Raw genomic sequence first — 22,419 nt, 5'->3', positions numbered from 1 at the left:
TTTTTGTTTCCGCACTGTGCGTTCCCGCTCCCGGTGGATGGTCCCATATCCCACGTGCGACCAGATTCGAGGGATATTCCATCAGCATCCACTACCGCCGATAACCATGTGCCACCCGTAGAGATACGTCCCGTAGAGAAACAGGGGGGTACATCCCATAGAGATACGTGCGGCCCGCAGCCATGCGATACGTCCATGGATTGCCTGACTACCAGTAGATACGACCGACGGTAATACGACTACCTGTACCTATGTCTGTCGATGGTACGACTACCCGTACATTCGACTACGAGCTCATCACATACGGGCACCCGTGATACGAACACCCATACAACGATTACCCGTACACGGCTACCGGTAAGCACGACTACGCGCAAGCCGCACCCGCAAACGTCTGCGCATGCCGCGATGTCCACATTGTGCGCATCGCGGCGATGTCGTCGGGATGGGATCGTTTCCACGCGCATCGTTGGCGTTCCAACGGGGATCGACGCCGACACAGCTTTGTTCGCCCAGCTCGAAACATGTTCGTAACTCAACCTTCGAGCGAGTGAAACGCTGCGCCCTATGCTGATATCTCGTAAGCCACTTATTGAAAGGAGCGGTCCCGTGACCACACTTGAAACCAAGGCAGACGCCGAGGCCCTGATCAATCAGGAAGGCATCGAATATGTCTCCGTTCGCTTCACCGATCTGATTGGTGTTCAGCAGCACTTCACGGTCCCTGCCAGCGAATTCCTCAAGGACGCGTTCGACGAGGGCATGCCGTTCGATGGCTCCTCGATCGAAGGTTTCCAGGCCATCAACGAGTCCGATATGAAGCTTGTCCCGGACATCACGACGGCCTACGTCGATCCGTTCCGCAAGCACAAGACGCTCAATGTCGCGTTCTCGATCGTCGACCCGCTGACCGACGAGCCGTATTCGCGCGATCCGCGTCAGGTCGCGGCGAAGGCCGAAGCCTATCTGAAGTCCACTGGCATCGCCGACACCGCCTCCTTCGCGCCTGAAGCCGAATTCTTCATCTTCGACAAGGTCCGCTTCGGTAACGACATGCGCGGTTCCTTCTACGAGGTCGATTCCGTTGAGGCCCCCTGGAACTCCGGCCTCGACGTCGAAGAGGACGGCACTCCGAACATCGGTTTCAAGAACCGCGTCAAGCGCGGCTACTTCCCGGTCCCGCCGATCGACCATACGCAGGACCTGCGCGACGACATGGTCGCGAACCTGCAGAAGGTCGGCCTGACGCTCGAACGCGCGCACCACGAGGTCGCCGGCGCGGGACAGCAGGAGATCAACTACCGTTTCAACTCGCTGCAGCATGCGGGTGACGACCTGATGAAGTACAAGTATGTCGTCCATGAGACGGCTGCACTCGCCGGCAAGGCGGCGACGTTCATGCCGAAACCGATCGCGGGCGACAACGGCACCGGCATGCACTGCCACCAGTCGCTGTGGAAGGACGGCAAGCCGCTGTTCTACGATGAGAAGAACTACGGTGGCCTGTCCGACATGGCGCGCTGGTACATCGGTGGCCTCATCAGGCATTCGTCTTCGGTGCTCGCGTTCACGAACCCGTCGCTCAATTCGTACCACCGTCTTGTCCCGGGCTTCGAAGCCCCGGTCAACCTCGTATACTCCGCGCGCAACCGCTCCGCCGCGATTCGCATCCCGCTCGCGGGTACGTCGCCGGCCGCGAAGCGAATCGAGTTCCGCGCCCCCGATCCATCGTGCAACCCGTTCCTCGCGTTCTCCGCGCAGCTCATGGCGGGCCTCGACGGCATCCTCAACCACATCGAGCCGCCGGAGCCGGTCGACAAGGACCTCTATGAGCTTCCTCCGGAGGAGCATGCCGGCATCAAGCAGGTGCCGAGCTCGCTCGCCGAGGCGCTTGATGCGCTCGAGGAGGACCACGACTTCCTGACCGCCGGTGACGTTTTCACCGAGGATCTCATCGAGACATGGATCGATCTCAAGCGTGGCGAGATCGATCAGGCGCGCCTGCAGCCGACGCCGCTCGAATACGAGCTGTACTTCCACATCTGATCCTCTTTTCCGGATTCGATGCCGACTACTGGATTCGTGTGCCTGTAGTTTATGGGTAGTAGCCAAGTGGGGAACCAACCGGTTCCCCACTTTTTGTGTTACCCATCCACTGTTCTGATGCATCCCGTAACATTCGTACCACCTGTAACGTCCGACGCATCCCGTAACCCGTACCGGATACAGCGTTACGGGTGGTATAAGCGATACGGGGCATACGGTGAGTATGGTTTGTATGGGTGTCACAGAAGTCGTGAACGTACAGGCTTCATCGATACACTTACAGGCTGCATCGGTATATGCGTGCATGTACCCGTCATACACATACCACCGGTAGCAAAAACACATGGAAGCCAAAGGTTTTGGGTAGTACCCCTGCTTTACTGGATGCGGACACGGGGGCTTGCCAAGCAGGCTGAGAGGAAGCGCGAGCTTCGACCGCATGAACGTGAACCGGATAATGCCGGCGCACGGACGTCTCTTTCCCCGTGCCTTCCAACATCACATATGACAGGAAAGGCACTCCTATGACCAACATCGAAACCGATGCCACTTCCATCGCGTCATCTTCCATCCATATGTCCCGCCGATGGCGCGTCGTCGACGTGGTGACCGCGACGGCCATCGCCGCCGCATCCGGCGTCATCTTCTGGATGTGGGATTTCCTCTGCACGGCGCCGTTGACGCTGTTCGAATCCATCACCCCAGGATTCGAAGGTCTGCTCAACGCGTTCTGGCTCTTCGCGGGGCCACTTGCGGCGATCATCATCCGCAAACCCGGTGCCGCGTTGTACGCGGAGACCATCGCGGCGATGCTTGAGCTCCTTCTCGGCAACCAATGGGGTGCCGGTGGATCGCTCGTCGTCGGCATCATGCAGGGATTGGGTGCGGAACTCGGCTTCGCGCTCTTCGCATACAAGACTTGGAACCTGATGAGCACGATGCTGTCCGGAGCGTTGTCCGGCGTGGCCTGCGGCATGTATTACTGGTTCACGAATCCAGGATGGGGCGCATTGCGTGCGAGCATCTATCTTGGTACGTCCATCGTATCGGGTGCACTTATCGCCGGCATCGTGAGCTGGGTGTTGTGCCGTGCGCTCGCGAAGACGGGTGCGCTCGACCATTTCGCATCCGGACGCGTCAAGTAATACGCAATATAATTTCAGATGGATATCGTATATATATAAAGAATATTCATTATCTTGCCGCTAGTACATGTGTTCAATGCCTTACCGGTGGCACATGCGTCTTACCGGTGGCACATGGTCATGATGACAAGGGATGGGATGTGGTCTTTTCGAACCACGTCCCATCCCTTCTTCATATGCGCCACGTACCCCTCCCTTTTCTTTCCAATTTCCGAAACACTGGCGCGTCATGCGATCATGCAATACAGTGGGACGTTGTTCGATATCCGACCATTCGAACGAGATTCCCCATTGCGCGCGGAAAGGCACCCTATGAACGACGAGACGACCGCCATCACACAAGCCATTATGGACCGTCTGGACCACGTCATCGATCCTGAACTCGGCCGTTCCGTGACGCAGTTGGGCATGATCGCGAACGTCACCGTCATTCCTACAACCACTATCGGTGGCACCTCAGAAATCGTTACCGGTGGCACTCCTGAAATCGTTACCGGTGGCACCCCAGATATCGACGCCGTCAACGATGCTCGACCTTCCATTACCGGTAGCGCGGAGAACAACGCTACCGGCAGTAGCACGGGATGCACCATCGCCAATGCGGGATGTTCCTATGACGGCAGTGCTGCCGATAACCACATGAGCGTTGCCAATGGTCACTCACACGCCACCGGTAATGGCGGTACTGCCAATAACGAGGATGATGCCGCCGGTAACATACGCGCTGCCAGTGACGACAGTGCTGCCTGTAACGAGGATGATGCCGCCCGTAACACATCCGACGATGCGGCACATGCTTGTGATGTACTCATCGATGTCGAGCTGACCGTTCCGGGATGTCCGCTTTCCGAGCAGATCGCCGCCCAGATAGAGCAAGCGGTCGCAAGCTACCCGTACGCACGGCTCACGCCGAAGATCACCGTCGGCACGATGGCCGACGAGAAGCTGCACGCGCTTGTGAACGACCTCAAGGCCGCGCGCCGCGAGAACCCATTCAACAAACCCGGCATCAAGACACGTGTCTTCGCGATTGCCTCCGGTAAGGGTGGCGTCGGCAAATCCTCCATTTCCGCGAACCTTGCCGCGACCTTTGCCGCGCTAGGCTACGACACGGCGGCAATCGACGCCGACATCTATGGTTTCTCCCTCCCCCGCCTCTTCGGCGCGCGCAGCCAGCCGACGAATCTCAACGGGATGCTCATGCCGGTCACGGCGTGGGGTGTCAAACTCATGTCAATCGGCATGTTCGCGGGTTCCGACCGTGCGATCCTATGGCGAGGCCCGCGTCTGCAACGTTCGCTCGAACAATTCCTCGCGGACGTATGGTGGGGCGAACCGGATGTCCTCATCCTCGACCTCGCCCCCGGCACGGGAGATATGGCGATCTCCGTCGCGCAGGCGCTGCCGAATGCGGAACTCGTCGTCATCACGACGCCGCAGCCGTCCGCGTCGGACATCGCCGCCCGTTCGGGGCTCGTCGCACTGCAGGTGCCGATGCGTGTGCGCGGCGTCGTCGAGAACATGAGCTATTTCGACCACGCAGGCGAACGTCTCGAGATCTTCGGCGCCGGTGGCGGCGCACGCGTGAGCGCGCAGCTGTCGCGCGCGCTCGGCTATGACGTCCCGATGCTCGCGCAGCTGCCGCTCGATCCGCGCATCCGTGAGACGGGAGAGACATCGGGGCGTCCCGCCGTGCTCAATGAGGACGGAACCTTGCGCGACGACGATTTCGGTGCGACGTTCGTCCGTCTCGCGCACGCGCTCATCGAGGGGAACACGAACAACGTCGGCCCAACGACGAACTGACATCGTGGCTGCCGGTAGCGGTACCGCTACCGGCAGTACAGTGCAAGTGCCACCGCTACCGGTAACACAACATCACACGTCGCCAAGGCGGACCGGCGTCACGCTTCCGCAGACACACTGCGTTCGCTGGCGTTCGCAGCGGCGACGCCGACGACGGTGCCTGTTTCGAGCAGTTCGTCGAATTGTGCCTCGTCGATCATCGGGATGCCGAGTTCCTCCGCCTTTGTCGCCTTCGACCCCGCGTTCGCGCCGACGACGACCCAGTCCGTCTTTGTGCTCACGGATCCGGCTGCGCGTCCGCCGCGTTCCATGATCGCCTCCTTCGCCGAGTCACGCGAGTAGGTTTCGAGCGATCCGGTCACGACGACGGTCTGTCCCGCGAGCGTCTGTGGCAGATCGCTCCGGTCCGCTTCCATGCCGACGCCGGCCTTCTTCCACGCGTCGAGCACGCGTCCACGCCAGCTCGTCGGGTCTTTCGCCTCGGCGAACCATGCGACGACCGATTCGGCGATTTCCGGGCCGATGCCGTCAATCTGCACAAGGTCGTCGACGCTCGCGTCGGCAACCGCGTCGAGTGTGCCGAAATGCTGCGCGATGAGCCGTGCTGTGGGCGGCCCGAGACGCCGTATCGACAACGCGACGAGTACCCTGTCGAGGTCCGTGTGCTTCGCCTTGTCGATTTCGTCGAGCATCTTGCGCGTGTTCTCGGCGGGACACACATAGATGTCACGTCCTGTGCGCTCGTCGACAGCGATGACGACGCCATCCCCCGGCACCGGTTTCGCGTCGCTCGCCTTCGTCGGCGCCGTCCAGAACGCCGGCACTTGGTGCCACAGTCCGGAGCCGCCGATGCGTTTGCGCACCTTGTGCTTTTTGCCGTTCTCGTCGATGCGTTCGCCGATTTCGATGATCGGCGCCTCACGCCATACGCGCACATCCTTGAGTGCGCGCGCGTCGATGCCGAACACGTCCGCCTCGCTCGTGAGCACAGGCCGCTGCGCCTCGGGCAATGCGAGCCCCTCGGGGGCGATGTATGGCTCAGTCTCATCGCCCGGTTTGACGCGCAGTTCGGTTATGCCGGGCGCGTACGCCTCGACTGTGTCAGGCCGGTTGTCCTCCGGGTTCGTGAGCGCGATCGCGCTCTGTTCGCCGAGGTGTTCGATGTCGAACGCCTTGCGCGAGGCGAGGTTGATGATGCGTTCCGTCAGCTGCGCGGGGCATGATTGCGCGTTCGGGCAACGCAGGTCCTTGTCCCCTTCCTTCATCGGCCGCAACAATGTGCCACATGATGGGCAATGCGTCGGCATATGGAATTCGCGCAGTTTGTCTTCACGCCCTTCACGGCGCGCGAGGACCGGCCCGACGAGTTCGGGGATGACGTCGCCGGCCTTGCGCACGACGACGGTGTCGCCGATGAGGATGCCTTTGCGTTTGACTTCGTAGCCGTTGTGCAGTGTCGTGCGTGAGACGGTCGAACCGGCGACGTAGACGGGTTTGAGGATCGCGACGGGGGTGACGCGTCCGGTCCGTCCGACCTGCACGATGATGTCGAGCAGTTCCGTGTTCACTTCCTCCGGTGGATATTTGTATGCAATCGCCCAACGTGGCGCGCGCGACGTCGCGCCGAGGCGGCGCTGCAATGCGAGGTCATCGACTTTGACGACGATGCCGTCGAGTGCATGCTCGATGTCGTACCGGTGCTCGCCGTAATATTCGATCATCGCGATGATCTCATCGAAGTTCGTCACTTCACGTGTGTGCGGTGAGATCGGCACACCCCAGCGGTGGTACAGTTCGTACGCTTCGGACTGGTCGTGCACCTCGTCGGCAACGTCAACGGGCTTGCCTGGCCCCCAGACGAGTTCGCCGAGGCCATGCGCATAGAAGCTCAGATGGCGGCTCGCAGTGATGCGCGGGTCCTTCTGGCGCAGCGAACCGGCCGCGGCGTTGCGGGGGTTGGCGAACGGCGTCTTGCCTTCGTCCTCCTGGCGTTCGTTGAGTGCGTGGAAATCATCCCAGCGCATGAACACCTCGCCACGGATCTCGACGAGTTCGGGGATGTCGCCTTCCGGGCCGCCGAGTGTCGCGGGAATCGTCTGGAATGTGCGCACGTTCATCGTGATGTCCTCGCCAGTCACGCCGTCGCCTCGTGTGAGCCCTTGGGTGAGCACGCCGTTGCGGTAGATGAGGTTGAGCGCGAGGCCGTCGATCTTGATCTCGCATGTCATCGGCAACGGCTTGCCTTCGGGCCATTCGAGCGCGTTGCGCACACCGTCGTACCATGCGCGCAGCTCCTCGTACGAGAACACATCGTCGAGGCTCATCATGCGCGACGGATGCCGGACCGACGCGAACTCATTCGAGAACGTACCTCCGACGCGCCTTGTCGGCGACTGCGGCGAATCCAGTTGTGGGAACGCGGCCTCAAGCCGCTGCAGGCAGCGCAGGCGTGCGTCGTAGGCGGCATCGGACGAGACGGGCGCGTCGTCCACATAGTAGGCCATCTGGTCGGTCTCCGCCCATGCCGCGATCCTCGACCACAGCCGCGCCGCCTGTTCGGCCGTCAACGTGTCGACGTCGAGGTCGTCGAGCTCCATCGCGTCGTTGTCGGCGTACTTCAGCGCGTCAATCCACGCGTCCGTGCCGATTGTGTCCTTCGCGCCCGCCTCCTGCGTCGTCCGCCGACCTGCATCCATGTCCCGCACCTTTCTCGTTGTGCCACAGGCGTCACAGCTGTTGCCGTACCAAAAACCACTGTGCCGCCGACGTCCTTACTTAATATATCGGCGATACGCCCTCGCCGCGCCGCCGAGCCTCGGTCACCTTACGCGCTCAGCGAGCGCAGGAACTGCATCTGCACGGCGTCGTTCTCGTCGCCGACGAGGCGCATCGCGGCGACGGCGAGGGTGCGCGCGGGCACGAACATCGCACGGTCGACGCATACGCGCGCAGCGTCGAGCACGATTGGTGCGACTTCGGTGCGCGGCCATACCGGAATGTCGTGTGCGTCGAGTGTGCGCGTCGCGTCCTCGAGCGTGACGGGCAGATGGATGCATTGCGACGCCGCGCGCGCTTGGACTTCGTTCATCTCGTTCATGCGCGTCGGTGTCGCGTCGCCGCCGATCGCCCCACTGAGCATGTATGCGGCGTACGCGACATCGAATTCGTCGTGCATCCACGCCGCCTGCGCGAGGCGGTAGTAGGCGTAGGACGCGTCTCCACGGTCAAGCGAGACGCGCAACGCGTTGAGGCACGCCGCCTTCGCCGAATCCCAATCCTCGTTCTGTGCGAGCTGGATCGCGAGTTTGAGGTGCGTGAGCGCATAGGATGGTGCGTAGGAGACGAGCGCGTTGAGATGGGCGAGCGCCGCTTCGGGGCCGTCGAACTGGGCGAGCGCGTCCGCGAGTTCGAGGTGTGCGTAGAAGAGCGCGTCCGGGATGAGCACGGTGCGTTCGTCAGGTAGTGCGAACAGCCGGTTGTAGACGATGCGGTCGGCGTATGAGTTGAAGAACCGTGGCACGCCGTCGATGCCGCGGTAGACGTCGTCGAGTGCCTCGACGGCTTGGCTGATGCCGTCGATTGCCTGCCTCGCCTGTCCTGAGAACACGAGGTCGCGCGCTTTGAGCCGCGCGTCGTCGAGTTCCTTGAGGAGCGTCGATGTGAAGTCGGGCGTGTCGTTGCCGTCGATGAGCGCCGATGTGATGTCGGTCGCATGGTTGAGCAGTTCGGGGTCGCCGATGCGTTCGATGAGCGCCATCGCGCGTTGTGCTTTTTCGGCGGATGCGATGTGGTTGTCCGACGCGAGTGCATGGAAATGGGATACGGCGTTGCTGATGAGGTCGTCACGTTGGATCGCGAGTCCGAACGTGTCGTCGGTTCCGAGCACGCGTGCAGCCCCTGGGTCGAGCGTCCTGTCATGCTCTTCGGGCGTGTCCTGTGCACCCGTGGGCGAGAAGTGTGCATCCGATATCGAGAATCCCGGTTCGATGGGTGTGAGCGCGCCTTCCTCGTCGAGCGCGAGCGCCGCGTCGAACATCCGGTACGTGTCGATTGGACGGGCGAGGCCGACGTCGTTGAGACGTGCGAGGAACTGGCCACGGTTGAACGTGACGGTCGTCATCGCACGCATCGTCGGTCCTTGACGGAGCCGTTCGATTGCATCCACGGATGGCGCCGCCGTATGCATACCATCGCCGTTTGCGCGTGCTTCCTCGTCCGCATCGTCCGCGTCGGCAGCGTCGTCGAACGCCGCCGGATGCGGTTCGGGATGGATGTCGTCGAACGCGAACGTCACTTCGTCGATGCCGTCGCCGCGCATGAGCGCGTCGAAGTCCTCGTCGTGCGCAGTGCCCGTGTCCATATCACCATCCGCGAGCACGTCGTCGTCCGCGCGCGTCGGGTCGAGTGGAGACGCGGATGCGATGATGCGTGTCGGGTTGCCGTGGCGGTCGCCGTCCTTCGGATCGGATTTGTCGCCGGGCCTGTCGTAGACGATGTCGCTGAGTCGTTCGAACGCGTTGAGTGCGTCGCTTATCGTCGAACGGATGACGTTGTCCTGTTCCGCGATCGCCTCCTCCAGACCGATCGAATCGATGCGGATGGCGACTTCGTCGATCCGTTCGTCAACGCCGAACATGAGGGCCGCGATGATGAGGCCAACGCGCAGGTTGTAGCGGGCGCTCATGCGCGCGCGCTGCGCGTCGTCCAACGTCTCCCAATCGCCATGTTCGACGTCGTATGTCTTGTGCGGCATGAGCGCGGGACCGGCCGTCGTGAACGCGAGCGCGGCCGCGCCACGTTCGATGTCCATGCGCATGTCGCAGTCGAACCGGTACGGCAGGCGTATCGTGCGGATGAGCCGCGCAATCGCCTGCCGCGCGATCCATTCACTGTGCGTCACCGTACCGTCTCCGGATACGGGATCGGGATACCTCGCCGCGAGCGCATGCACAACCGCCTGCGCGACCGCGGGGAAATCGTTGACGACGCCGAAGCCTTCGTCGTCGAACATCGTCGCGTCGCACACGCCGTCGAACGCGACGAGCGCTGGATTGCGCAGGAACGCGCGGTCGACGAACGCGACCTCGGCGGCGGAGGCGGTCTCCTCGGTTGGCTGCGCGCCGCGCGCCGCGTTCGCGTCGAGCCATGCGCGCAACGCAGCGATACGGTTGAGGTTGCCTTCGATCTTGAGTGAGGTGAGCGCGGCGTCGAACGGCATCGGCGTATCCCATGTCAGGAAATAGTTGCCTGAATACGGCGAACGCAACGTATGCATCGGCTCCGCTCCATGCTCGGGCTGCAGTCCCGGTATGTCGTCGAACGCGCCCGCCTCGCGCATGAGGCGTGTCGCGAACTCCTCGAGTCCGGAGACACGCATGCCACGCATCCTTGTCTCCTCCTCGTCGCGCACGGCCATGCGGATCGCGCTCAATGGCGCCTGCCTTGACAGCCGCCTGGCAAGGTCACCGATGCCAAAGGGGATGAGACGGCCTTGCATATGCGGTTGCAGATAGCATGCGAAGAACGCGACCGTCACAAGGTCACGATAGCCCAATCCGCTGCGCAACGCGTCCGGGAGCACCGCACGTGTCGATTCGAGCGCATAGGAGTCGCGCACCTTCGACCACCGTCCGACGATGATGTCGTCGGATACGTCGGTAATGGCCGTGATCCGTCCGCGTTTCACCGCGGGTGTGCGGTGTGCACGACGTGCGCGCGCGCCATCGGCACCGTCGATGTTGTCCGCACCGTCCGCGTTGTCGAATGGGGCATCGAATGCGCGCGCCTTGTCGACGTCGAAGATGAGTGAAGGGTCGAGCAGCTGCAGGTCCGCGTGCGGATCACCCGTCGCGAACACGCGCCCGCGGTCGTCGGCGAGCGCGAGCTGCATGAAATGGGAACGATCGACGAACAAGCCAAGCGCGAACGTCCGCGTACCGGGGATCTGCAGCCATCCAGGGTCGGCGTTGTGCCGTTCCATCGGGAAATCGACGAACACATGCCTGCGCGCGAACGCGCCCACACGGTAGGTGTCCGGTGTGGCGTCGGCGCTCCAATGCAGCGCCGCGCGCAACGCACGTGACGTGCGTGTGAGCGTGTCGGCAATGGCGGCCTCCCCCGGGCGGCGCTCCTGTGTCCGATGTGTCCCGTTCCGCCCTCGCCGTTCTCGCGCTCCATGCCGTTGTGCCATAGGAACTAATGTACAACGTTCTCGCCGATAGCCAAGGTGCCGTTAGAATAAAGGCTGTGAAATCCTGCGTCAACCGTTCGCGTCCGCTGCGCGTCGCGCGCGCCGTGCTCATCGCGCTCGCGCTCGTCTTCATCGTCGAATGCGTCGTGTGCAATCTCGCGCATTGGCGTTCGATCGGGGCGTCGACCGATTCGGCGTCGGCGAACAACGCACTCGGACCGGGGGTGACGCGCACCGCGCAGGGTCTGCTCGAAGTGCGCGACCCCGCGCACGCGTACGTCGAAGTGGTCGCGGATGGCAGCAGCCCCTACTGGCGCGCCGACGCGACGTCGGCGGCGCATGTCACGGCGGCGTTGGAGGGTGCACGCGGCGATGATGTCGTCTCGACCGTCCATCTGCGCGTGAACGCCATGGATGGCGCGTCCGGGGGCGTGTCCGCGGTCGTAAGCCCGTCGGCGCCGTCCTCGCTGTACTTCAAGGCACCCGCACACGGTCTCGTGCGCATATGGATCGAGGAGCCGCGCGGCACGCTTGTGCCGATCGAGAACTTCCGTGCGAACGTGCGTGTGCCGTTCTCGGTCGATTGGGCGCGCATCGCGACGATGCTCGCGGCGGCCGCGTTCATCATCCTGCTGCTGCCGGCAACAGGGTTGTGGACGGTCACGCTCGACACATCAAGCCGGCGCCAACGCCTCGCATTCGCCGCCGCCGCCGGCGCGCTCGGCGTGTTCGTCGTCGCGCGCAGCGTCGCGGTCATCTCCTATGCGCAGCCGCTCGCCTTCCATGAGGACGGCGGATACACCTTCGACTTCGACCAGTACGGCCACCTCGCCGACGCATTGCTCGCAGGCCGTACATCGCTCGACCTTCCAGTCCCCGATGCGCTCGCGCATGCGGCGAACCCGTACGACGTCGCCGAACGCTCACGTCTGCTCGCGGACGGTACAAGTCCCATCTACTGGGATTACGCGTTCCATGACGGAAGGTGGTATGCGTATTTCGGCGTCCTGCCCGCCCTCCTGCTGTTCGTGCCGTTCCGCGCCGTCACGTCGTGGCTCATCCCCGGTGGCATCATGCTGCCGGCGACATGCGCGCAATTGTGGCTCATGGGCGCCGTGAGCGTCGTCATGTGCCTGCTCGTCATCCGCCTCATCGACCGCCTCGTCCCGCGTACGTCGCTCGCCGCCGTCATCCTGCTGTGCTGCATGGCCATGCTCGGCGCGAACCTGCCGTATCTGTGGTTCCGTACGAACTTCTATTCGATTCCGTTCTCATCGGCGCTCCTGCTCGCGACGCTCGGCCTGTGGCTGTGGCTCGGCGCCGTGCGTGCCGATGGCGGCCCGCGCCCACGGGCATTGACGGTCACGTCGGTGCCGCGCGCCGCAGGGGGCGCGTTGTGCATCGCCGCAACGCTCGGCTGCCGCCCGACGTTCGCATGCACCGCGCTGTTCGCGATCCCGCTGTTCGCGCCCGACGCCGTCCGCCGCGTGCGCGCGCATGACGCGCGGTCCGCCGGCCGGCTCATCGCCGCGCTGTGCGTTCCCGCACTCGTCGTGGCGGTGCCCATCCTTGCCTACAACCATATGCGTTTCGGTTCGTTGTTCGATTTCGGCAACGCCTACCAGCTCACCGTGACCGATATGACGGCGTTCCACACGCCCGCCGCGAACATGCCGCTCACGGTCCTGTACTACCTGTTCCTCCCATTGCGCTTCACGGACACGTTCCCGTTCCTCGCGCTGTCGCCAACACCACTGCCACGTTGGTCGTTCACCGAACCATGCGTCGGAGGCCTGTTCGCGCTCATGCCGCTCGCCGCATGCGCGTTCGCGATCCCATGGCCGGCGGTGCGCCGTCGGTTCGGCGCATGGTGGCCCACGCTTGCCATGGCACTCACGCTCGCGCTCGCACTTGTCGTCTTCGACGCGTACGTCGGCGGCTTCGGATGGCGGTACATCGCCGATTTCGGATGGTTGTTCATGATTGCGGCGATACCGGTCACTGCGCTCATGATGCGAAAGTGGCCGTGGACACGCGCCCTGGTCACGGTCGTCGTGTGTTTCGCGATTGTCGTCGCCGTCATGTCGATGTTCGTCGTCGGACGTGACGACATGCTCATCGCGAACGACCCCGCACTCTTCCACCGTGTGCGTTCCTGGTGCGCACTGCTGTGAGCGGCGTGCGCCAAGAGCGGATAGGGTGCGTGGATACAATGGCGGTATGAGCGTTTTCGATTCGTTGTTCCCCTCCCGCCACCGCTGGTCACCGGCCGAGACCGTCGATATCGAGATGCATGACGCAGGCTACGTCTATGAGGATGGTGCGGTCGGCTGCGCCCCGACAGACCTGCGCATCGCGCACGACGGCGGCAACGTCGCGGTCATCGGGCTCAACGGAGCGGGAAAATCGACGCTCATCCGCATGCTTGGCGCGCGCACGTCACCGACGACGGGCGCGGTCGACTACATCGTCGACGGCGACGTGCGTGCACTCGCGACGCGCGATGGTCGGCCGGTCATCGAATCGGCGATCGGTTATGTGAGCCTCGACCATGTGCGTACGCACTTCCAACGTGCGAAATCGGTCGAGGACGCGCTCAACGACTATCTCGGCAGGCACCATGTGCCACCCGTCGAACGCGCCGCGCGCATCGGCGACCTGCTCACGAAATTCGACCTCAACGAAGTGCGGCATATGCAGCTCGACGCACTCGACGGCGAACGTGTGCACCTACTCGCGATGGCGGTCGCTTGCTGCCATCTGCCCGCGATGCTCGTCGCCGACGAACCGACGCGTGGACTTGACGAGATCAGTTCCGCACACGTCGCGCAACGGCTGTTCCGCTATGGCAAGCCGGTCGTGTTCACGACGCACGATGTCGACCTCGTCACCGAGGAACAGTACATGATCCGACGCACACTCGTCATGGACGACACACGCGTCGTGTTCGATGGTTCCCCGGAGCATGCGGCCGCGTTCTACACACAACTCATCCGCAGCAAATATCAGCGGTTGTCGAGCCGCTGACGCACGGCGTCGAGCACGATGCGCACATGCTCCTCGAATATTCCCGTTACCGGCAGCAATGAGATCGCCAAATACCCGTTCGACGTCATGTCAAAGAAATAACCGGGTTGCCCACTCGTACGGGCGGTATCGATCATCGAGAGCACAAGGTCGTTCTCGTCGATGACGCCCGGGAAGCGCAACAGCACGTTCCAACCGCCCTCCGCGCGCAGGACGTCGACGACGCCAAGGACGTCGGCATCGAGCATCCGATGCAACACGGCGAGGTTGGCGCGCACGCGCTCGCCGACGGCGGCGAGCTGGCGTGGCGCCTCACGCAGCATGCCGGGCACTTCACGCGCGACGAACTCGCTCATCGGCAGGAAATCGTCGGCGATGACGTCAAGGCGGCGCCGTGCCTCGCGCACATCGGCCGCAGGGCCGCTCACGCGTATCCAACCGACCTTCGCATGCGGCGCCGCCAGTGTCTTCGAAAACCCGTCGAGTGCGAACGTGAGCACACGTGACTCCCCCGAGAACCTACGGTTGCCGGCGAACGGCTCCAACGGGTAGTCGAAGAACACCTCATCCGCGATGATCGCGATCCCGTACCGGATGCACAACTCGACAAGCGCCTCACGCTCCGATGGTTTGACGTAGGAGCCGGTTGGATTGTTCGGGTTGATGACGACGAGGGCGCGTATGCGGCGCGCCGTGTCCTCTTCGAGCATGCGTGCGATCTGCGGCACGTCGATGAACCACGATCCGTCGAAACGCAACTGGTAGCACTGTGTCTTAACGCATTCGAGGCGCGCGATCGATTCGATGAGCGGATACCCCGGCTTCGGCGCGAGGATCGCATCCCCTGCGTCACACAGCAGTTTCATGAGCCACGCATAGGCCTGCGATGTGGAACTGAGCAGATACACATCCTGCGCCGTCGCCTCTGCCCCAGCCCCACCGCTACCGGCAGCACTGCCGCAGGCAGCATCCCCATCACGGGCGGCATTGTTACGGGCAGCACCCATGCCACTGGTAGGTCCCTCGTCACCTAGGGCACCGTTATAGGCCGCACCGCTACTGTCACCGGTTGCACGATTGCAGGTGGCAGCACCGTTACCGGTAGTGTCACCACTATGGGCCGCATTGTTACGGGCTGCACTCTCACCACCGTTGGCGTTGCCGCCATCACCACCGGTACTGTCATCGATCCCACTACTGCCGGTAAGCATCTCGTCGCCGCTAATATCATCGCCACCACCGTTACTGGTAACATCTCCGCTACCGGTAACGTCATCATGGCCACTGGTGCCAGTAATGGCACCACTACCGGCAGCATTCACGGAGGCGTTGATGTATGCGGCTATCGCCTCGCGCGCATACCGTTGCCCCCGCGGATCTGCGGCATATGCCTCCGGTAACGATGACGGCGCAAGACCATGCCTCGTCGGATTCGAATCGTTGAGCGCACGCAGCCGCACGCCCTGGGCTTTGAGCGCGGCTTCGGCCTTCGCGATCGGATTGGGTTCGTCGATGTCTACTCTGTGGGAAAAACGCACGATACCAATCTACGCGCATCACGACACCTTCGCCAGCACAAGACGGCTTCCACGACCCCACTCCTGTGCCGCCCCCCTTTCCCCCTCGCGTCCTCCTCTTCCATTCCCTCATCGACCCACCCATCTTTTCTCTCCCCGACCATTGAATGAATCCACGCACCTCATTCCACACTCCACACAATGCGCGCACGACACCATCAGCCACCACCATCGTCAACGACAAAGGCGGCCGCCGGAACATCGTACCGGCGGCCGCCCGTTTTCCGTTCACACGGATGGTTCAGTCGTTCTTGTGCATCTGCGTGCTCGCATGGTACGCGGCGCCAATGATGCCCGCCTCGTTGTGCAGTTTCGCGGCGACGATCGGCGTCTTGATGTCGATGTACGGAAGGAACTTCTCCGACACACGGCTCACACCACCGCCGACGACGAACAGCTGCGGGCTGAAATACAGTTCCATGAGGCTGTAGTACTTCGTGAGGCGTTTCGCCCACTTCTTGTAGCCCATGTCGAGCTTTTCGCGCACCGAGGACGCCGCGTACTTCTCGGCGTCGCCCTTGCCCTTCGGCAGCTGGATGTGGCCGAGTTCGGTGTTCGGAATGAGCACGCCGTCGTAGATGAGGGCGGTGCCGATGCCGGTGCCGAGCGTCGTCGCGATGACGAGGCCTTCCTGGCCCGCGGCGGCGCCGAAACGCTGCTCGGCGACGCCCGCGGCGTCCGCGTCGTTGACGACGGTCACGGGGCGACCGCACGCTTCGGAGAAGACTTCTGTGACATCCACACCGATCCAGGACTGGTCGAGGTTCGCCATGTAATCAAGCTTCTGCCCGGGCTTGATCGGCGCCGGGAACGCGATGCCGACCGGGACGTCCTCGGGCACTTCGAAATGCTCGAGCTGCTGGCGGACGATGTCTCCGACGGCCTTCGGGGTCGAATGTTCCGGTGTGAGGATCTTCAGACGCGGCTCCGCGAACTCGCCCTTCTCAAGATTGACCGGCGCGGCCTTGATGCCCGATCCTCCAATGTCCACGCCGAACGCCTGTGCGGTATCAATCATCGTCAACCTTCCTTACCATGTCCAGGAATCACCCTGTGCTTTACCTTCATGGGGCGGCCGCAGGATACGCCATGCATCCGTCGAATGGCCGGCCACTATCACCATGATATAGTAGTTCATCCGCTAAATATTCATGTTTCGCAAAGTATTCACATTTTGGAACGACTTTTTTGAAAACGATTGTTCCTGTGCGGCCATTCGCGAGACCTTTGTGATGCCGCGTTTTTTGCTGCCATCGTTTTCCCTATGTCGGACCTGCAATCGCCGACTGTGCGTCTGTGTGTGGCATGTACGGGATGCTGATTTATCCTGCCCATCGTATACAGATGGGAACGTAAGTTTCAGGGAAGGTGCAATTCCTTACTGGCGGTAGCGTCGCGCACACGATGCGCCTACGACGAAGCCCGCAACCCGCGCAAGCGGTGGATCTCGGTCGGATTCCGAAGCCAACGGTCATAGTCCGGACGAAAGAAACGGAGCTCACGATGAGCACATCCAATGGCACAACCATACCCTCCGACGCCACCACCGGCACAAACGACACCACAGGCGTCACTGGTATAGGCGGCACTCCCACCGCTGACGGCAGCGGTTCCGATGCCGCTTCGCACACCACCACCGGTAGCACCACTACTGCAACCGATAACGCGACCGCTACCGATAACGAAAACGAAAACACTACCGGTAGCACCACCGCGGACATGCATCGATCGCCGGCATCCTCGACGTTGCGCAACCGCCGCCCCGACAATGCGCATTCGACCGGTGTAGGTGACCGCGGACGATGGTCGACACGGCGCATCGCGATGTACGCATTGTTCGTCGCGCTCGCGATGGCGCTCAGCTTCATCGAATTCCCGCTCATGCCCGCGGCGCCATGGCTCAAGTACGACCCGTCCGGCGTCGTCTGCCTCGTCGCCGGCTTCGCGTTCGGCCCGTCGGCGGCCGCCATCGTCAGCGTCCTCGGTTTCCTCCCCCATCTGTTCACGAATCCGTGGGGAACGCTCATGGCCGTGCTCGTCGCGCTCGCGCTTTCCGTACCGGCGGCGCTGATCTACCGCCGCCGTCGCTCGCGCATGTCCGCGTTCATCGGCATCCTTGTCGGCTCCGTCATCGCGCTCGTCGTCGTGCTCGCTGCCAACCTTGTCATCACACCGATGTACGCGCATATGACGATGCAACAGGTGGCGGCACTCATCGTGCCTGTGCTCTTGCCGTTCAACATCATCAAATTCGTGCTCAACGGCGTCATCACATTCCTCATATACAAGCCGGTTTCCACACTCCTCAACCGGGGTCAGGCATGAGCGACGCCGCACATTCCATCGTCGAGATGCGCGATGTGCGTTTCAGTTACGACGGTGGCGAGACGTGGGCGCTTGACGGCATCGGCTTTTGCGTTCGCGAAGGAGAGCGCATCGCGCTCGTCGGCGCGAATGGTTCAGGCAAGTCGACGTTGGCTTTGCTGACCGCGGGGCTTACCGCGCCGGATTCCGGCACTGTCGAGCTCGCCGGCGAACTGGTGTTCGACGACGCCGAAGGCGCGCGCGCGGATGCATACCGCCGCGCGCGCCGCGACATCGGCATCGTGTTCCAGAATCCCGAGGACCAGATCGTCACGACAGTCGTCTGCGAAGACGTCGCGTTCGGCCCGGAGAATCTCGCGACGCCGCGTGCACAGATTGGCGAACGTGTGCACGATGCACTCGCCACCGTCGGCATGACCACGTTCGCAGACGCGAATCCCGCGAATCTGTCGGGCGGCCAACAGCAACGGGTGGCAATCGCGGGGATGCTCGCGATGCATTCGCGTCTGCTTATCCTCGACGAACCGACCGCGATGCTCGATCCGGACGCCCGCGCCGACGTGCTTGCCGCACTCGACGACATCCAGTCGCGCGGCACATCGATTATCATCGTGACGCACAGCGCCGAGGAACTCGCCCATGCGACCCGTATCATCCGTCTGGAACATGGGCGCATCCTCTCCGACGAACCGGTCGACGACGCGTCCCACCCGCCATCCACGATGACGCCGTCAGTGTGCCCCGACAATGCGCTACCGATAACATCGCCAAACGATGCACTACCGGCAGCGCAAGTAGACGATGCACTACCGGCAGCATCCCCGGATGCAACCGTACCACCGGTACCACAGACCAACGTGTCCACAACAGTGCGCGGGACGTTACCGGATGCGGTCAGATTCGATCATGTGACTTTCGCCTACCCCGGGGACGCCACCCCTATACTTGACGACTATTCGTTACGGGTGGCACGCGGCTCCACGATGGCGATCGTAGGTAGGAACGGGTCAGGGAAAACAACGTTCGCGAAACTGCTGTGCGCATTGTTGAAACCGGATTCAGGAACGATCACGGTCGATGGTGTCACGCTCACGAAAGCGAACAGAAAGGAACGTGCAACCCTTCGGCGCAGTCTCGGCTTCATCATGCAACATCCGGAACGTCAGCTCTTCGCGCCGACGGTCGCCCAGGATGTCGCGTATGGGCCACGCAATCAAGGACTGGACGAGGAGGAGACACAACATCGCGTGGAGGATGCGCTGCACATTGTAGGCGCCGGGCACTTGGCGGACCGCGACCCGTTCACGCTTTCGGGCGGCCAGCAACGACTCGTCGCCATTGCCGGCGTGCTCGCATGCCACCCAAACGTCCTCGTCATGGATGAACCAACCGCCTCCCTCGATGAAACGGCATGCACACGTATTCGTGGCATCATCCGCAGACTGCATGACCAAGGCGTCACGATTGTCATGATCACCCATGACCTGGCGATGGCGCACACACTCGCCGACAGCATCGTCGATTTCCCCGGCCGCGCCCATCCATCCACACACAGCTCCACGAATGCCAATCGCGCTACCGGTAGCACATCCTCACCAACCGCAAAGAGCAGCGTTCATGTTGTTACCGGTAGCGCGACCACCACCGGTAACAACATGAACGCTGCCGACAGCACGAATGCCACCCGCAGCAGTACGCATACTACCGATAGCGATACGCGCGCTACCGGTAACAGTCTGGCCGACACCAGCTGCAGGCCGCAGGACGCGGCACACGAGACCATGTCGATGAGCGATCCGCACTATTCGTGGATTGCCTCACTCGACCCCCGTGCGAAGATGCTCGGCATCCTCGCGCTCATGTTCTCGGCATTCGCAATGTCATCCTGGCCACAGCTCCTTATCGGAGGCATCGCCACGGGCGTCATCGCATGCGCAAGCCGCATCGGTCTCCGACGGCTGCTGTCCTCGGTGCGTGTGTTCCTCATCCTGTTCGCCGTCACCGGCCTATTGAACCTCGCCGTCGTGCATGACGGCACCCCTTTGGTGCATATCGGTGGTTGGGCGATCACAACAGGAGGCATACACATCGCGCTGCTGTACATGCTGCGATTTGCGTTCGTCATCATCCTCGGTGCGGTCGTCCTGCTCACCACTGCACCCACAGCGATGTCGAACGCGTTCGAACGGATGCTGCATCCGTTACGACGGTGGATCCACGTGCAGGAGATCTGCCTCGTACTGTCGCTTTCGCTGCGCTTCCTTCCGACACTCGTCACCGAAGCGGTCTCGATCCGCGATGCGCAGGCGGCACGTGGCGGATCCATCGAATCCGGCACGCTGCCGCAACGCGTGCGCGCGATGTGCGCGATCGTCATCCCCGTATTCGCCGGTGCAATACGTCACGCCGACAATCTCGCGCTCGCGCTCGACGCCCGCTGTTATCAGGAAGGAGTGCGGCGCACACTGTGGCATCCTCTCAGGATGCATATGCGCGATTGGGCATTCTGCATATGCATCGTGGCGACGATCCTCGCGATCATTGCGGTACGTGTGTTCAATATGTGAGCAAATCATGTGACGCACGCCACAATATGGCATCATGTGATTCAGCGACAAGCGAACAAAGTGATGACACAATCTTCATTTTGTTCGTGAAAAAAAGACGGAACAACGTCAACGGAACGAAGTCATCGTCCACGGTTCCCACAAGGAACAAGCCGCGAACGGACCTCTTCCGCGAGTCGTAGGTGTGCGGCCATCCGGCAACAACGGGTAGCCGCACATCTTTTTTTCGGGTTATAGGCCAAAATGTGTGTCTGGCTAGTCGGTGTCCTTCCATGGTGTGCTGGTGTGGAATTCGTTCCAGTCGATGACGGTTCCGTATCTGGCGGGGATGCCGAAGACTTGCTGTCTGCCTTCGTCGCTGTGTTCCCATGCCTGTCGGTAGAGGTGTTCGATCTGTTCGTCGCGCCATGCGTGGCGGGCGAGCCATGCGGCGCTTTCGGGGCGCTCGGTGTGCTGGTGGCACCACCAGCACACGGCCTTGATGCGCCGGATCAAGCACAGGCCGCGGTGGTTCCCGGGCATCTCGCGGATGCGCGCGTTGACTGATTCGATGGCGTTGTTGGTGGTCGGCACGGGCGTCGCGACGCCCAGTCCGGGGTCCATGAACGTGAACATGGCCTGTTCGCGGATGCGCCGGCGTAGCATGTCGCGGGCCTTGGCGAGGCGTTGGTGCAGGTCGTTCTCGCTGCCGTCGGCCCAGATGCTTTTCTGCTCGAGGAAGTCCTTGTGGCGCGTCTCCCATGCGTTGTAGGCGCCCAGCCAGGCGGCCATGGCGTCGCCGTCCTTGACGCGGGTGAGCTCCTTGGCCAGGCGCAGCAGCTGCCGTGGGGCCTCGTAGCGGGGCTTCTGCCCCAGCAGCGCGCCGATGTCGGGGCGGATGTGGAACAGGCAGTGTTGCACGCGGGCACCGGGCCATGCGTGCCTGAGGGCCTTGCGGATGCCGCCGCCCCCGTCGCATACGACGACCACGGGCTCGGCGATGCGGGCCATCAGGCTCATCCATGCGGCGCTGGTCTCGCGCCGGGCGACGTACCAGCCGATGACGTGGCCGCCGGCGTAGGCGATGAGCACGACCGCCTTGCGTCCCAGATGGATGCCGTCGAGGTGCACCACGTCATGGACCTGCCCGTCTGTTTGTGTTCAATTAGAGATTGCGGTTTTAGTCATGTAAAAGTTTCGGGTTTGGTCATGGGAGCATGCCGACCACTGTTACAGGGCCTTGTTTGACTGGGAGCGTCTGACTTCTTCCAGTTGAAAGGTCCGGAAAGGCAATGATCAGCATGTCCGTCATTCACTCTATCCGTTGCATGCGAAAGGAAGGTGCGTCCGTCGCCGCGATTGCGCGCGAGCTGGGTATCAGCGAGCCGACGGTGCGCAAGTACCTCAGGGAGGTCGACCTGTCCGACAGGCCGCCGGTGAGGCGTGAGCGGCCGTCGAAGATCGACCGGTGGGTGCCGTTGATCGAGGGCTGGTTGGCCGAGGACCGGCGGACGTGGTCGAAGCAGCGTCATACGGCGACCCGTATCCACCGGCGTCTGGTTGATGAGTGCGGCGCTGATGTGTCATTGTCCACCGTGACGCGCAAGGTGCGCGAGCTCAAACGTGAGTTCGGCCTTGAACGCCAGCGCGGCTTTCTGGACCTGTCGTGGCATCCTGGCGAGGCGCAGGCCGATTTCGGCCAGAGCGACGTGTACTGGAAGGGAGTGCGCCGGCGCATGCATTATTTCGTGCTCTCG

At 62.5% G+C, this 22,419-nt stretch carries 12 protein-coding genes, 2 pseudogenes and 2 riboswitches; of the genes and pseudogenes, 9 read left to right on the top strand and 5 right to left on the bottom strand.

Going from position 1 to position 22,419, the window contains the following annotated elements:
• Positions 1-609: 609 nt before the first annotated feature.
• From glnA to B1526_RS05435, 4 genes and pseudogenes are all read left to right on the top strand, one after another.
• Positions 610-2,046: a type I glutamate--ammonia ligase gene (glnA, locus tag B1526_RS05450; RefSeq protein WP_095615069.1), complete on the top strand. Its 1,437-nt coding sequence runs from the start codon at positions 610-612 to the stop codon at positions 2,044-2,046.
• A 382-nt stretch (positions 2,047-2,428) separates the two neighbouring features.
• Positions 2,429-2,536: riboswitch (TPP riboswitch) on the top strand.
• A 34-nt stretch (positions 2,537-2,570) separates the two neighbouring features.
• Positions 2,571-3,191 carry an ECF transporter S component gene (locus tag B1526_RS05445; RefSeq protein ID WP_095615068.1) on the top strand — a complete coding sequence of 207 codons (621 nt, stop codon included), beginning with the start codon at positions 2,571-2,573 and terminating at the stop codon, positions 3,189-3,191.
• A 114-nt stretch (positions 3,192-3,305) separates the two neighbouring features.
• Positions 3,306-3,608 (top strand): annotated as a pseudogene (locus B1526_RS09400) (iron-sulfur cluster assembly protein); the annotation flags it as partial.
• Between the two features lie 300 nt (positions 3,609-3,908).
• Complete coding sequence (locus B1526_RS05435; protein WP_407641003.1) at positions 3,909-4,997, top strand: Mrp/NBP35 family ATP-binding protein; 1,089 nt, start codon at positions 3,909-3,911, stop codon at positions 4,995-4,997.
• A gap of 98 nt (positions 4,998-5,095) precedes the next feature.
• On the opposite strand, the gene ligA is transcribed toward B1526_RS05435, so the two are convergent.
• Positions 5,096-7,693, bottom strand: a complete 2,598-nt coding sequence (ligA, locus tag B1526_RS05430; protein WP_095615067.1) for an NAD-dependent DNA ligase LigA — start codon at positions 7,691-7,693, stop codon at positions 5,096-5,098.
• A gap of 128 nt (positions 7,694-7,821) precedes the next feature.
• The gene (locus B1526_RS05425; RefSeq protein WP_133088476.1) at positions 7,822-11,187 is read right to left on the bottom strand and encodes a tetratricopeptide repeat protein; all 3,366 of its coding nucleotides are present in this window, start codon (positions 11,185-11,187) and stop codon (positions 7,822-7,824) included.
• A 56-nt stretch (positions 11,188-11,243) separates the two neighbouring features.
• Between B1526_RS05425 and B1526_RS05420 the strand changes: the two genes are divergently transcribed.
• Positions 11,244-13,361 (top strand): hypothetical protein, encoded by a 2,118-nt coding sequence (locus B1526_RS05420; protein WP_235607059.1) that lies wholly within the window; start codon positions 11,244-11,246, stop codon positions 13,359-13,361.
• A gap of 46 nt (positions 13,362-13,407) precedes the next feature.
• Complete coding sequence (locus B1526_RS05415; RefSeq protein WP_095615065.1) at positions 13,408-14,214, top strand: ATP-binding cassette domain-containing protein; 807 nt, start codon at positions 13,408-13,410, stop codon at positions 14,212-14,214.
• Here the strand turns inward: B1526_RS05415 and B1526_RS05410 are convergent.
• The gene (locus tag B1526_RS05410) at positions 14,193-15,752 is read right to left on the bottom strand and encodes a pyridoxal phosphate-dependent aminotransferase (RefSeq protein ID WP_235607058.1); all 1,560 of its coding nucleotides are present in this window, start codon (positions 15,750-15,752) and stop codon (positions 14,193-14,195) included. The genes B1526_RS05415 and B1526_RS05410 overlap by 22 nt on opposite strands.
• 280 nt (positions 15,753-16,032) lie before the next feature.
• On the bottom strand, positions 16,033-16,809 hold the full coding sequence (gene ppgK, locus B1526_RS05405) for a polyphosphate--glucose phosphotransferase (protein WP_095615063.1): 777 nt from the start codon (positions 16,807-16,809) through the stop codon (positions 16,033-16,035).
• Between the two features lie 333 nt (positions 16,810-17,142).
• Positions 17,143-17,289, top strand: a riboswitch (FMN riboswitch).
• A gap of 221 nt (positions 17,290-17,510) precedes the next feature.
• Here ppgK and B1526_RS05400 point away from each other — a divergent pair.
• Together B1526_RS05400 and B1526_RS05395 are read left to right on the top strand one after the other, a co-directional pair.
• Positions 17,511-18,116: an ECF transporter S component gene (locus B1526_RS05400; RefSeq protein ID WP_095615062.1), complete on the top strand. Its 606-nt coding sequence runs from the start codon at positions 17,511-17,513 to the stop codon at positions 18,114-18,116.
• On the top strand, positions 18,113-20,683 hold the full coding sequence (locus B1526_RS05395) for an energy-coupling factor transporter ATPase (protein WP_095615061.1): 2,571 nt from the start codon (positions 18,113-18,115) through the stop codon (positions 20,681-20,683). Before B1526_RS05400 ends, B1526_RS05395 begins: the two co-directional genes overlap by 4 nt.
• Before the next feature lie 255 nt (positions 20,684-20,938).
• Here B1526_RS05395 and B1526_RS05390 read toward each other — a convergent pair.
• A pseudogene (locus B1526_RS05390) lies at positions 20,939-21,808 on the bottom strand (IS1249 family transposase); the annotation flags it as partial.
• 155 nt (positions 21,809-21,963) lie between these two features.
• Here B1526_RS05390 and B1526_RS05385 point away from each other — a divergent pair.
• Positions 21,964-22,419, top strand: a 456-nt coding sequence (locus B1526_RS05385; RefSeq protein ID WP_235607063.1) for a helix-turn-helix domain-containing protein, incomplete at its 3' end; no start/stop codon positions are given.

The sequence above is a fragment of the Bifidobacterium criceti genome, assembly GCF_002286935.1.
GTDB lineage: Bacteria > Actinomycetota > Actinomycetes > Actinomycetales > Bifidobacteriaceae > Bifidobacterium > Bifidobacterium criceti.
This window is presented reverse-complemented; position numbering and strand designations above follow the sequence as displayed.